The following is a 13,524-nucleotide window of genomic DNA, read 5'->3' as shown; positions in this document are numbered from 1 at the left end:
ATGAAGCAAAAATCTATTTCAATTATTGAAACTTATGAACAATTAAAAGCTATAAGTGATCCACTTAGAACAAAGATGCTAATGTATTTAGTCGAAGAGCCCTATACAGTACACATGCTAGCTAATGAACTTAACCTATCCAGAGCCAAGATTCTATATCATATACGAGAATTGGAGAAATACGGAATCATTAAGCTAGTAAGAACTGAAGAACGAGGAGGCAATTTATTAAAGTATTATCAAGCTATAGCAAGAGGGTTTATCCCTGCAGATCATTTGCTTAATTATGTTGAATCTAAAGAAGCTACTAGACAATCATTCTTAGAGGTATTAAGTCGTGCTAAAACGCGAGTGTTAGCCGCACCTGATGAAACATTCAATTTACATTCTTCAAATGTAGAGGAATGGAACAATCTTTCACTCCAAACAGAATTTACGGTTAGCCAAAAAAAATTTCTGGAATTCACTCAAAAATATAGAACTCTTCTAGAAGAATTAACTAGCGATTACACTGAAGAAGAAAAGCAACATTATTATGTAATGACGACTGCGTTTCAAATTGAAGAGCCTATTTTTACGAAAAAGAATTAATGTGGAGTCATTTTTGTCATGGAGGGATTGGATTGAGTAATCAGGAAGTACCTTGGTCACCCACAGAGGAAAAAGATTCTTCATCTCTATTAAAAAATCGTGCTTTTGTATTTTTATGGCTATCAAGTACAACCTCTTTTGTAGCTTTATCAACCTATTTATTTGCTGAACAATGGTATATTATTACCGTGTTAAAAATGGAATCAGCATTAGGAATAGTTATGATGATGACGATGATTTTTCGCGTTCTCTTTATGACTGTTGGCGGAGTGTTGGCGGACCGGTTTAGAAGGTCACGAATCATGCTTATTTCAAGCTTTATCCGATGCGTTATAGTTGTTGTTATGATTCTCTTCCTTCAAATGAGCATACTTGAGATTTGGTCGCTTATTGGTTTTGCCATATTATTTGGAATTGTGGATGCCTTCTTTTCTCCAGCCAATACATCACTGCTACCATCGTTAGTTTCGAACGCTTCAATAACAAAAGCAAATTCGTTTATACAAAGCTCGAATCAAATTGCAATGTTTTCTGGACCCATGATAGGCGGATGGATTCTATCTAAAGGATCGTTTAGTCTTTTGTTTTCAATAATTGCGGCTTTCTTGTTCACGACCTTCCTATTTTCATTTTGTATTGGAGAGCAAAAAAGAAATGTTCCCCCAAATAATAATTCTACTAAAGACGAACTATTAGATGGGCTAAAGTATGTTTGGAATATGTCATTTCTAAAAAACATGCTCATCATTCTAATAATTATTAATTTTTTCTTTTTTGGTCCCCTTCAAATGGGAATTCCTCTTATTGTTACTAATGTAATTAATGGTGAAGCATTGCATTTAAGTTTTTTACAGAGTTCCTATCAGGGCGGAATGCTTGCAGGGGCGTTAACAGTAGGAATAGTTAATTTCAGAAAAAAAAGAGGGTTGTCCATCTTAATAATTATAAATGTACTTGGAATTTGTTTATCATTGCTCGGGTTCATTAATTTGCTTTGGCAGGGTATTTTTTTATTATCAATCATGGGGATACTTTCCTCTGTCATCAATGTATCACTTATTTCAATCATTCAAGAAAAGAGCCAGGAAGATAAAATAGGCAGAGTGATGAGTCTAGTCAACGCATTTTCGAACGGACTTGTCCCAGTCTCATATGCTTTTGTTTCTATGGCCCTTGTTATGAATTTAACTATATCCAATATAATGTTGTATTGCGGATGTCTAATTATGTGTATATCTTTGTTGTATATATTTAAGTCAAACGTTATTAAAGACGTTGATTAAAATATGGTCAAGAAAATTTTATGTATGTTGTGGAATTTTAAATAAGGGTAATTTCGGCTCCGAACTACTCGCTTTCCTATGAGTGAGCGTCGAGCCAATTCCTACGCCTTGCTTTAATCACTATAAATTAGTTGTAACATGCCAGAGGGTTCATGTTAAATGAAGTGGTTGATTGGGATGGAGACTCGGCGACTCCTCGGGGATCACAGCGTCACAGATGAGACCCTGGAGCGAACCATGCGAGTGAAGAGGCTCATCAGACGCCCCCAGGAATTTTTGCTCTGTGCGAAAGCGTAGCGACAGCAACAATATTTTATCTGCGCGAAAGCGAAGCGTCACGCCCAGTTGGAACGGAAACCCACCCCTCGTTTTGCTGAAGTCCCATACTTTATTTAATATGACACCTCACCTTAATTTCCTACTACATAGTATAAAAAAAAGATGTCCACTAAGCCTTTTACGACTTAGTGGACATCCTTTTATTCAATGAAGCTATTTAATTTATACTATTATTTTTGGATAAATTGTTGTGTCCAGTAGTTACCTGATTTCACATAGCCAACACCAATATGCGTAAATTTCTCATTTAAGATATTCGCACGGTGACCTGGTGAATTCATCCAACCTTGTACTACTTCTTGAGGTGTTCGTTGACCTTGTGCAATGTTTTCACCTGCACTCTTATAACTAATACCTAAAGCTTTCATACGATCAAATGGTGAACCGAATGTTGGGCTTGTATGTGAAAAATAGTTTTTAGATTGCATATCTTGTGATTTTTCACGTGCAGCTGCCATCAATTGATCATCTGTTTTAAATGGTGCTAAACCAGCTTTTGTACGTTCAGCATTTGTTAATTTTACTACCTCTTGTTCGAATGCATTCACATCTGAAGTAGTTGTTGATGGTGTAGATTGAGATGGTGCAGTTGCTGTATTATCTTTTTGAGTTGTTTGTGTATTATTATTATTTGTTGCTTGCGTATTGTTATTTGGTGTTTGATTATTTTCTGGTATTTGTGTTTCTTTTGATGGTGCTTGTGTTTGTGGTAAATTTACATGCCATTTATGATTTGACCATTTATCTGACCATTTATAATAATAAACATTATTACAGTCTGTTGTCTGCTTTACTGAATTCCCCTCTGAAGTATTAGATGCAGCGGAAGCCATTTGAATGGGAGCTGCTAATAGAAATGTTGCACAAATTGCAGTTAGTGTTTTTTTCATTTTTGCAATTCCTCCTTCTCTGCAACCAATCGTAAAGGACGAATTTATTAAATTTCTTACCAGCATCTGCTAACAACACCATCAGAGAAATCGATTCGCGTCAAATAGAGGTTTTTTTACAATATTTTTTAGCAAGTTTCGCCAGCCTATGAAATACTTACGTTTTAAATAGGGTTGACATCCCTAAAAAACTATTAAATATCTTTAATATTCAAATAGATTATCATAGCAATGAAATCTTAAAACATCTAAAGTCGCATCGTTCATTCTACTAATCCACATAAAAAAATCTGCCATGATTTCTACTAAAAGTAAGACGAAAAGAACAGAATTTTCGCCTTAATAGTAGAAATCGGCAGATTTAAAATGTCTATGACCAGCCTAGCAAATCTTTACTCAAGACCTATAACGTGTAAGCTACCTACATCCTCACCAATGATAACGAGTTTTGCAGGCATTTTTACGTACTCTGGAAGCCATTGGACCATGCCATAAGCATATTGAAATAACAGAGGGTTTTTTACACCTTCAATTGGCACGTAGCCTTTCATTCGATATACGGTTTCAGGTAATGTACGTACCCAATCCTCGAATTGCTCTTGCGTAAAATCAACGTCCTTAAATTCAACTAATCGCGAGCCCAGATGCATCGATGCTATAGGGGTTTTCACAATATTTTGTTTATCTACCTGTGCTGTTGCCTTTAAATCTTCTAATAAACGTAATGGTACTCGGCCATTTGTTGTTTGCAAAATAAAGGCATGAGGATTAAAGCCTTGTAGCTCATAGACAACTTGAGCTTGCTCTGCCTCCGTTAGCAAATCCGTTTTATTGGCCAGTAATAAATGTGCGTGACGGATTTGTTCCATAAATAAGGAGCGCACTTGCGGGGTTAATGCCTCACGATTCAGCCAAAGCTTTGAGTCAGCAACCGTGACAATTCCTTTGACATTTAACTTTTCCGCAAATAACGGTGAATAAACAGCATCTAATGCTTCAACAGGATGTGCAGCACCTGTTGTTTCAATAATTAGCACATCAAAATCACTATCTAATAGAAGAGATTGGATTTGCGCCTCTGTTTTTTCAGCGCCTGAACAGCAAATACAGCCCTCTAGCATCTCCTTTAGCGGTATATCCTTTTCCACAGCCTGTGAGTCAAATGGTAGCTTTCCAAGCTCATTCATAATGACAGCTGGCTTTAAATTCTTTTCCTTTAGTTGTCGAATAACATCTGTTAGCATGGATGTTTTTCCGCTACCTAAAAAGCCACTAAATAAGTATACGTCCTTCACAATCGTTGCCTCCCATGAAAAAAGCTGTCGCAAAAGGCCGTTAGAGACGCCTGCTGCGACAGCTACTTTGTTTGTTTGTAGTTTACTCAGTTTTTGCTGGCGTACCAGTAAGTAGTTCTTTTGCTTTTAACAATTGAGGATCTTCTGCTTTTATTTTTGCACGTAATGCATCCATTAAAGCATACGTTGTATCGCCAGTTAAAATACCAGTTTCTTCAAGATCACTTGCAGCTTGCAGTTTTTTCACTGCACGTTCTGTATATTGTTCAAAAATACCGTCTGCTTCACCAGGCTCGTATCCTAGAACTTCTAGCATTTCTTGAGCCGCTTTTACAGAGTTAGACTGCACGCCCGCTTTCATCTCCATAGATGGATCCAAGTATGGTAATGATGCATAAGAAGGGTATTCCACTTTCACATCAGGAGCAATGCCCTTTTCATTAATCCAGTTACCATTTGGCGTTAGCCATTTACCTGTTGTGAATTTAAGGTTAGAGCCATCTTTTAATGGTGCAACATTTTGCACTGTACCTTTACCGAAAGATGTTTCTCCAACAATTTTAGCACCGACAGATTCTTTTAATGCACCGGCTAATATTTCAGATGCAGAAGCACTGCCACTATCGACAAGAACTGTTACAGGTAAATTATATTTTTTACCAGCAATAGCATTTGTAATCTTCGGTTCTTCGTCTTTTTGTTGAACTTGTACAATCGGTTTGCCATCAGGAACGAATAAATTCGAAATTTCTATTGCAGCATCTAGGTAGCCACCAGGATTTTGGCGTAAATCTAATACGATACCTTTCATACCTTTACCTTCATAATCTGCAAGAATTTTTTCTAGCTCTTGAGCAGTTTGTTCGCTGAAAGAGGTAATTTGGATATGGGCAATATTGCCATCAAGCATTTCACCGTAGACCGTTTCAACCGGAATTTCATCACGAATAATCGTCATTTTAATAGGCTCAGTATTTTCGCCACGTTTCACGGTTAATTTCACAGGTGTACCTTTTTCACCACGAATTAGTGCTACCGCTTCAGAAGCACTGAATCCTTGAATGCTTTTCTCATCAACCGTTAATATAATATCTTTCGGAAGTAATCCAGCCTTTTCAGCAGGAGAATTTTTTATAGGTGACACAACTGTAATAAAGCCATTACGCTCTTGAATTTCCGCACCAATTCCTTGGAAGCTAGAAGACAATCCAGAATTAAATTGGTCTGCTTCTTCCTTCACCATAAAATCAGAATACGGATCATCTAATGCGTCGAACATGCCGTTAATAGCGCCATCGACCACTTTTGCATCATCGATATCTTTGTAATAGTTGTTTTTAAGTAAATCAAAGGCTTCGTATAATTTTGTAAACTCTGCACGTTCAATCGGTACTTTTACTTCAACTACTTTCTTTTCACCGAATGTTAACGCAAATATCGTTAAGCCTGCAGTAATGAGGATTGTAAAGAACATCAGCATAATAAATTTAAACGGTTTCATTCGTATAAATTGTCCTGCTGGTTTTACTTCAGCTACTGTTTGTTCTTGCTGCTGTTCTATACCATCTTTTTTCTGTTCATCCATCTTGATTGTCACCACTCTCATATACACTAACTTGTTGTCACACTACTACCATCTTAACAGGTTATAGAGAAGACGAAAAGAAAAAGACTGACAAAATTTCACGACAGATCTTGTCCTACAACACTCTTCATAAAATCTAGCATTTTAAAGCAACTTTTCACCTTAATCGCTATATTGTTAAGCCATTTTATTCTATGTAGGAGTTATTGCTTAGATTTCACTAGTGGTAAAGGTGCATCAGAAGCACTTTCTGAGGCACCTCTGTTATCTGCTAAGTTATAGGTATATAATGGTACTGCTTTTCTATTTTACCCGTTTCTTAGAAGCAGTCAACTAAAATACTCATGAAATTATAGAAATTCATTGTTCTCTTAGGCATCTTTAATATACGTAACTTGCGCCAATTTCGCATTTTTAATTTTAATTTCTGCATTTTTCGCTGCGTTAATCCCTGTAAAAGTTCCTGTTTTAATACGATAATTTTTGCCGTCTTGCTCAATGTGAACAAGCCAGCCAAATGTTGTTTTCATCACCTTTGTTGCACTTTCTGCCGCTTTAAGGGTACTATACGTCCCAGTTAAAATTCGATATTTTTTCGTATCTACTGGCGGGTTTTGTATATTTTTTTAGCATTTTTTTACCATATTAATAAATTGCGTCCAAGGTACTTTTGCCAGCACGAATATTACGGGGGCAATTTTTCCCACTAAAATAATTGTGTTGAACAATATTTTGTAACGCTATATTTTCGTCTTTAATAATTTTTGCGATAAGACTCGCAGCATTTTGCACAGCTTTTAAATAATTTCCATCGCTATTTACACAAATCTCCACTTGAATTCCTTGTTTATTACCGATATAAGTCCCTGCTCCCCAGCATTCCCAATAATGTTCAAATGATTGTACTGCTTCCTTATCATCCACTTGCCAATGCCAGCTAGCTTGCCTGCTATTACCATTTACCTGTAGACGAGCATGGGCATCAGCATCGGCTCCGATGTTTGTATTATCTGTTTCATGAACGACAATATATTTTTTTGCATTATTTTTACCATTTGTAATTTTGACTGCTTGTGAAGCTGTTACTAATTTTTGGCGGATTGTTACCAAAGGTTTTCCCTCCCTTCCTTTTGTTTTATTTAATCCGGATTATTGAAATTGTTTTGGAAAGAATCAAACTATCTTATCGCTCGTAGTTCAAAGATAGAAATGGATTCCATTCTATATTATGCACCTTTTTGTAACTTCTACTGTGTTTTTATAAGCATTAATAACCACACTATTTTCACCCAGAATTTACTAGTATTAGTATTTACATTAAGCTGTTTTTAGTAAGTTCTCTTAATTTTTTGACAACCGAATGGACTGTTAGCCTATGAAAAGTAATAAGCTGCCCCTTAAAGATGACAGAAAAAATACCGTACGGGGTTGGCGAAAATCCCATCAACTCTTCTCTATTTTTGAAATCAATAAGTTCAACGGGTATATTCAATTTATTTGCACCAGCCATAATGTTTTCAGTTGCAATTTCTACGTATGGACATTGAAATGAACGCAGAATAGTTAAGTCATTAAATTTTTTTAATCGCGCTTCCCAATCATTTGGAAAATATGGTTGTTCGGCTTCGTTGCTCAATGGATAGACAAGTAATTCAAAATCATATGGCGCCGTATCAATAAGTTGAAAATCGTTTTTCAAAAAAATCTCTTTACTCGGCGTCCAAGATGTTTTTGAATTCGTAATAACGACAACACCCTTTTTGCTTAGCTTTTTTGCATCTTCTAAACATTTATTGATTAATCGAGTACCGTAACCTTTTCCAACTTCACTTACCCACAAACAATGAATCACTAAATAACCATCAGCATGAACAACTCTTGAAGAATATTCTGCATCTGTATATTCAATAAACCCTGCTTGTTTTTTATTATCAAGAAGTTGCACATATTTCAAGCCTTCTTCAAATCTATTATTCAGCCATCTATTCTTATTTATATAGCCAGTTGATTTCTTCTTACTTCTAAGACAATAGCTCCCAACACCCTCTAAAAGTTCATTATTTAATTCAACCATTTCAACCTTAGACAATGGCAATCCCCCCCCTATTTATTATGGTAATTATACCTTTTCTGAATTATAAACATAACGTGTGGTTGACTTCCGTTCCGGCTGGGCGCTTTCCTGAGGCCGCTTCGCCCCAGGGTCTCATCTGTGACGCTATCCCAAGGAGTCGCCCATCCTCCACTCCAATCAACAAATATTCATGGCATATGTTCTAATAAAATAATCTTTCTGTATTTAATCCTTATTATGGATGAGTCATTCTTAGAAAATGAAAAATCAGGCTATTTACATTTTAGCCTGATTTCCACAAGAAAATAATTTAATTATTTTTAACAAATTTATTATTGAAAATTCTGAATTACAGCACATTTAGTTGTAGTTCAAGCATTACGGATACTTATTTCTTTTTGCCTTTTTTACTCTGCACGTCGAGTAATTCAGAAACCGTGACAAAACGATATCCTTGCTTTTCAAGTTCGGGTAATATTTTTTCCATTGCTTTGACAGTCTGCTGGCGATTTCCGCCTCCATCATGAAAAAGAACGATATTGCCTTCTTTAACACCTTTTAACACAGTTTCCACAATTCTATTCGCACCTGGACTTTTCCAGTCTAAAGTATCTAGATGCCATGACCACATAACAACTTTATATCCTTCTTTAGCAATCGCTTCAATCATTGCATCCGAATACTGCCCTTCAACAGGCCGGAATAAAGTAGGAGTAAAGCCGGTTATGTTATGAATGGTTTCATTCGTTTGCTTTATCTCATTAAGTAAGTTCGAGACATTCGTCCTTAAGGGATGAGTAAATGTATGATTGGCTAGCTCATGACCTTCCGTATACATTCTTGATATGACCTCGGGATTTTTTTGTGCATTTTGACCAACAATAAAGAAAGTTGCTTTTGCATTGTATTTGGCTAATAAATCTAAAATCTGAGATGTGTACTTGCGATGTGGCCCATCATCAAAGGTAAGAGCAATAATTTTTTCATCCGTATTGATTTCCCATACAATTTGTCCTGCTTCTTCATAAAACTTTCTTCCTTTATTTTCATATCTTTCTGCGTCGGCTTTTACATAAAAAAAGGAGATAGTTAAAAGGCAAATAGGTAATAAAAACAGGAATTTTTTCAAATTTCCACTTCCTCAAATAAAATATTTAGTACCTTATTATTTGAGGAATGATAAAAAAAATGCTCTTTTTTGATTTTTTGTTGCAGTGTATTCTTTGAAACTGAATAGAAGTAAATCATCCAAAAATTACATATCGTAGTTAAAGGTTGTCTAATTGATTTTGATTGCGATTGCGATTGCGATTCATGTTACTGCTATTGAGAAAACTGCTCAATTTTTATTAAAATTTGTTTTTTCAAATGATGTTCCGTATGTTCCAGGTAGTCTTGGATAAGCCATTGGAGAGTCATTATTTGATTATTTCCTACGTCACATTGAAGGGCTAGCCTTTCATTGGGGATATTTTTAATAACATTTATAATTTTTTTATTTAAGCTCACCCATAAATTTAATACTTCATCAATAGGTAACTCTTGATACCCTTGGATTTTTACCCACTGTACTTGATCATAAGAAGTTAGTACAAAAGGCTGCTTATCGTATTGTATTTTAATGAACCTTTCCAAATTATTAATGGCAGAGTCGCATAAGTGGCCTAATATCTCTTTTTTTGACCACTTTTGAGGCGCAGGTCGTTTTGATATCTCTGAATCAGACATTTGATGAAACTCCTCTGGAACCTTGCTTATCCAAAAATTTAGTCGATCAATAGTACTTTGCATATTTCCCACCTCTAGAAGTTGATATTTTGTTACTTTATGACAGATTAAGAACTGACAAAAAGGATGTGGCATATTCAGCTACTTCTTGTGAAAACTTAAATAATAGTCAATTAATTTAATGACTTCATATATTTTTTTATATTCTTTTTCTATTTTATAGGAAATACACAATACAGCTACAGTAAAACTCAAAACTGCTAGGGCAATTATTTGGACAAACGAGATCCCAAACATCAGCTTAGTATTAATGGCAGAAGCAATTATTACAATCAATGATAATATCACACCACTCAATGTAATATAAACTGGTTTAGATCTAATAATTTCATCTGCTTGCAATTTCAAAACATCTAATAAATATCGAATTTCTTTCAATTTATATTGTTGATCAAAAATAACAAAATAGGACATATAAACATCGTTTGCTATATTTTCATTCAGTATATTTTTATGAATTTTTTTCACTAATCGATCACAAAAATCTTTATCTAATGCTTTTTCAGGTATAAATAATTCCTCTTTATTTTCTAAAATATTTGTGCTGGGATGTTTCAAAATCCCCTCATCCTCTCATACTGGTTTACCTGATTTAATGACCGTATTATGAATAGAAAGTTTGTTTATAGTCAAAACAAAGTCATTTTTAATTCTTTCAGACAATATAAGTATATGAAGGAGCGGAAAGGTAGTATGTTATTTTCGACAAAATTTTATTGTAAGTAAGTATTTGTCTGAGAGCATACATAAAGACTTAATTAAGTACATCGTTAATAAAGTTGTTGATACACGGCTAATGCATCTGTAATATTGAACTGCTCTGTTCGTGGGTCACCCTTAGCACCTACTGTTACTAGAATATACTCCTCGCCTTTAATTGTCGCTAGACTTGCTAAGCATAAGCCTGCTTGCTCTGTGTAGCCAGTTTTGCCGCCAATTATTTCACCTCTCGTCTTTTCAATAGAATGCAAATTATTAAACATTCGACTCGTCACCGTTATTCCCTCTGGATGAAGATTCGTTGACTTTATTGAGTATCTTTCCGCCGTATAGATATCCCGAAAGGTGTTATTGGTTAAAGCATATTGTAAAAGTATCGAAATATCTTTCACACTCGTATAATGATCAGGATGATGGAGTCCTGTTGCATTCATAAAATGTGTGTTATTCATACCTAGCTGTTTAGCTTTTTCGTTCATTAACTTTACAAATTTACTCTCCGATCCAGCAATGTAATCGGCTAAACCAATAGAAGCATCCGCACCAGAAGGCAGCATTGCACCATAAAGTAAATCCTCTGCTGTTACCTCCTCATTAGGAAGAAAGCCTGCCATAGAAGCATTCTCTTCATACAAATCCTTAAATATACTTTTAGGAAGCAAAATCTTTTCCTGTAAATTCGGGATATTTTCAATTGCAACTAGAACCGTCATGATCTTCGTCAAAGAAGCAGGATAAATAACTTCATCGCTACCTTTGTCCAGTAAAATTTTATTGGTATCTAAGTTCACTAATATAGCATTTGAGCTGTGTAAATTCACATCAAGATTTTTATCACTTTTCTTTGGCATTTCCAGCTGGGGATTATCAAATATTTCTAGCTTTGAATGTTGAAATGGATATTCTTTTACAAACATGTACACCAGAAAACTAATAATCAGTAATATTAGGCTATAAAATCTTTTTCTTTTAAACATAAAAACAACTCCTTCTCTCTATGCCTCTATTGAAACATAAAAGAAGGAGCTCTTTTTTAATAATCTATTATAGAATTCTTAAGATTTCTTAAGAAAGTGTTGGAAGCATAACAGTGAAAACTGTTTTTTCATCATTACTTGAAGCTGATATCGTTCCTCCATGTGCATGAACTATTTCATTGGCAATTGCAAGACCAAGCCCCGCCCCACCTGATTGGGTCGATCTGGCAGAATCCAAACGATAGAACTTTTCAAAAATCGTCTTTAATTTTTGTGGTGGAATTGTTTTTTTCTTATTTGTAAAAGAAATAAATGTCTGATCATTTTGATGGTGTGCGCTAATATGAATTATACTGTTATCATCGCTATAGGCTATGGCATTTTTTAAAATATTATTAAATACCCTCGCTAATTTATTGGCATCCGCAAAAACCTTCATTTCTCCCTCGATATTCACAATTGCTTGCTGTCCTTTAGGGGCCAATAAGGGATAAAATTCATCTGCCAATTGCATTAACATATAATTTAAATTAATGGATTCTTTATCTAAAATAATGGACTGTAAGTTAAATCTACTGATTTCAAAAAATTCATTAATCAACTGTTCTAGCCTATATGATTTTTCTAGTGAAATCTTCACATACTTTTCTTTTTGGTCTACAGGCATGTCCTTTGCCTCATCCAACAGACTCAAGTAACCAATCATAGATGTCAGCGGTGTTTTAATATCATGGGCTAAGTAAACAACTAAATCACTTTTGCGCTGCTCAGCCTCCTGTGCATCCCTTGCCCGTTTTTCTAATTTATTTTTAACATCATTTAGTTTTTTCTCCATAAAATCTAACTCAGAAGGAAGAGTTATTTCCTGATTTGATTCCTCTGAAAGCATATTAACACCTATAGCAATTTGATTAAAATACTTCGTAAATCGAGAAAGTGCAAAATAAAAAATTACTAAAAGCAAAATAATTAAGCCTATCGATAACCAAAGGGACTTATTTTGTTGAAATAAAACTCCATAGGCTCTCTGTGCCGAATAATAGTCAAGCTGTAGCACGTTTTCACAAAATCGAATAAACCAATCAGCGAATGGGGCTTGTAAGACACCATCAATAAACACATAGCTTATGATATAGCCGACCAACAATGCTATTACTAAAATCAGCAAAATTTGAAGCATTATTGTCCTTTTTAATTTTCCAAAGTCATTTTTCAATGGTATATCCCACTCCCCAGACAGTTTTTATAAATTTAGGGTTCTCTGCGGAATCATACATCTTTTCCCGTAAATGCCTAATGTGAACCATTACCGTATTGTTACCGCTATAATATTTCTCCCCCCATACTTCTTGAAATACTTCTTCTGATGAAACGACACGCCCTCGATTTACACATAAAAACCACAATATAGAGAACTCTGTAGGTGTTAGAGACAGTTGTTTTTCATTTAACATACATCTCCGAGTATTTTGCTCTAAAATCAAACCCGAAAAATCAATAATCGGATCATTTTGTAATGTCTCCTGATGATTGTACTTTGTAAATCTGCGAATTTGAGCCTTAACCCTTGCAATAACCTCCAATGGGCGAAATGGCTTAGTTATGTAGTCATCAGCCCCAAGTGTAAGCCCCGTAATTTTATCTATTTCTTCTTCCTTCGCTGTTAACATAATCACCGGAAAATGATATTGTTCGCGAATTCTTCGGCAAATTTCGAAACCATCGATGTCAGGCATCATCACATCAAGAATAGCAAGATCCAATTTGATCGAATGTATGCACGCTAACGCTTCCTGAGCATCATAAAATTTATAAACATTAAAATTTTCATTTTTTAAATAAAGCTCAATTAAATCCGCAATTTCCTTTTCGTCATCAACTACAAGAATATTTATATCCATACTCATAACCACCTTTATTCAAATAGCTTCATCTTTATTAAAAACCTTGATTTAACAATATTTCCAGAGGTTCTACTAATG

Annotated in this window: 14 protein-coding genes; 2 read left to right on the top strand and 12 right to left on the bottom strand. The window is 35.0% G+C overall.

What is annotated here, in order from left to right; all coding sequences use genetic code 11:
* Together FJQ98_RS12740 and FJQ98_RS12735 are read left to right on the top strand one after the other, a co-directional pair.
* Positions 1–591, top strand: a complete 591-nt coding sequence (locus tag FJQ98_RS12740) for an ArsR/SmtB family transcription factor (protein ID WP_053595529.1) — start codon at positions 1–3, stop codon at positions 589–591.
* 32 nt (positions 592–623) lie between these two features.
* A complete protein-coding gene (locus FJQ98_RS12735; protein WP_053595528.1) occupies positions 624–1,874 on the top strand; it encodes an MFS transporter in 1,251 nt (416 codons plus the stop codon).
* Positions 1,875–2,383: 509 nt separating this feature from the next.
* Here the strand turns inward: FJQ98_RS12735 and FJQ98_RS12730 are convergent.
* From FJQ98_RS12730 to vanR, 12 genes are all read right to left on the bottom strand, one after another.
* Positions 2,384–3,103, bottom strand: coding sequence for a CAP domain-containing protein (locus FJQ98_RS12730; RefSeq protein WP_053595527.1), 720 nt, complete (start codon positions 3,101–3,103; stop codon positions 2,384–2,386).
* A gap of 392 nt (positions 3,104–3,495) precedes the next feature.
* Positions 3,496–4,398 carry a CobW family GTP-binding protein gene (locus FJQ98_RS12725; RefSeq protein ID WP_053595526.1) on the bottom strand — a complete coding sequence of 301 codons (903 nt, stop codon included), beginning with the start codon at positions 4,396–4,398 and terminating at the stop codon, positions 3,496–3,498.
* Positions 4,399–4,480: 82 nt separating this feature from the next.
* The gene (locus FJQ98_RS12720) at positions 4,481–5,983 is read right to left on the bottom strand and encodes a lmo1851 family serine protease (RefSeq protein WP_053595525.1); all 1,503 of its coding nucleotides are present in this window, start codon (positions 5,981–5,983) and stop codon (positions 4,481–4,483) included.
* Positions 5,984–6,354: 371 nt separating this feature from the next.
* Positions 6,355–6,603, bottom strand: coding sequence for an SPOR domain-containing protein (locus FJQ98_RS12715; protein ID WP_201406726.1), 249 nt, complete (start codon positions 6,601–6,603; stop codon positions 6,355–6,357).
* 25 nt (positions 6,604–6,628) lie between these two features.
* Complete coding sequence (locus FJQ98_RS12710; RefSeq protein WP_201406714.1) at positions 6,629–7,093, bottom strand: peptidoglycan recognition protein family protein; 465 nt, start codon at positions 7,091–7,093, stop codon at positions 6,629–6,631.
* Positions 7,094–7,295: 202 nt separating this feature from the next.
* The gene (locus tag FJQ98_RS12705; RefSeq protein ID WP_053595523.1) at positions 7,296–8,072 is read right to left on the bottom strand and encodes a GNAT family N-acetyltransferase; all 777 of its coding nucleotides are present in this window, start codon (positions 8,070–8,072) and stop codon (positions 7,296–7,298) included.
* 373 nt (positions 8,073–8,445) lie between these two features.
* The gene (locus tag FJQ98_RS12700) at positions 8,446–9,186 is read right to left on the bottom strand and encodes a polysaccharide deacetylase family protein (RefSeq protein WP_053595522.1); all 741 of its coding nucleotides are present in this window, start codon (positions 9,184–9,186) and stop codon (positions 8,446–8,448) included.
* 194 nt (positions 9,187–9,380) lie between these two features.
* Positions 9,381–9,848 carry a DinB family protein gene (locus FJQ98_RS12695; protein WP_053595521.1) on the bottom strand — a complete coding sequence of 156 codons (468 nt, stop codon included), beginning with the start codon at positions 9,846–9,848 and terminating at the stop codon, positions 9,381–9,383.
* 78 nt (positions 9,849–9,926) lie between these two features.
* Complete coding sequence (locus FJQ98_RS12690; RefSeq protein WP_241774592.1) at positions 9,927–10,403, bottom strand: hydroxymyristoyl-ACP dehydratase; 477 nt, start codon at positions 10,401–10,403, stop codon at positions 9,927–9,929.
* A gap of 212 nt (positions 10,404–10,615) precedes the next feature.
* A complete protein-coding gene (locus FJQ98_RS12685; RefSeq protein WP_053595520.1) occupies positions 10,616–11,542 on the bottom strand; it encodes a D-alanyl-D-alanine carboxypeptidase family protein in 927 nt (308 codons plus the stop codon).
* A gap of 88 nt (positions 11,543–11,630) precedes the next feature.
* Entirely contained in the window at positions 11,631–12,722 is a 1,092-nt protein-coding gene (locus FJQ98_RS12680; protein WP_201406713.1) for a sensor histidine kinase, read from the bottom strand.
* Between the two features lie 25 nt (positions 12,723–12,747).
* Entirely contained in the window at positions 12,748–13,443 is a 696-nt protein-coding gene (vanR, locus tag FJQ98_RS12675; RefSeq protein ID WP_053595518.1) for a VanR-ABDEGLN family response regulator transcription factor, read from the bottom strand.
* Between the last annotated feature and the right edge of the window lie 81 nt (positions 13,444–13,524).

Source organism: Lysinibacillus agricola (assembly GCF_016638705.1).
GTDB lineage: Bacteria > Bacillota > Bacilli > Bacillales_A > Planococcaceae > Lysinibacillus > Lysinibacillus agricola.
The sequence above is the reverse complement of the archived record's forward strand: the minus strand, read 5'-3'. Positions and strand labels throughout refer to the sequence as shown.

Excerpts from the sequence above, each read along its gene's own strand:
- FJQ98_RS12740 (WP_053595529.1), top strand. The coding sequence starts at position 1 with ATGAAGCAAAAATCTATTTCAATTATTGAAACTTATGAACAATTAAAA.
- FJQ98_RS12730 (WP_053595527.1), bottom strand. The coding sequence starts at position 3,103 with ATGAAAAAAACACTAACTGCAATTTGTGCAACATTTCTATTAGCAGCT.
- FJQ98_RS12720 (WP_053595525.1), bottom strand. The coding sequence starts at position 5,983 with ATGGATGAACAGAAAAAAGATGGTATAGAACAGCAGCAAGAACAAACA.
- FJQ98_RS12695 (WP_053595521.1), bottom strand. The coding sequence starts at position 9,848 with ATGCAAAGTACTATTGATCGACTAAATTTTTGGATAAGCAAGGTTCCA.
- FJQ98_RS12685 (WP_053595520.1), bottom strand. The coding sequence starts at position 11,542 with ATGTTTAAAAGAAAAAGATTTTATAGCCTAATATTACTGATTATTAGT.
- FJQ98_RS12680 (WP_201406713.1), bottom strand. The coding sequence starts at position 12,722 with ATGCTTCAAATTTTGCTGATTTTAGTAATAGCATTGTTGGTCGGCTAT.
- vanR (WP_053595518.1), bottom strand. The coding sequence starts at position 13,443 with ATGGATATAAATATTCTTGTAGTTGATGACGAAAAGGAAATTGCGGAT.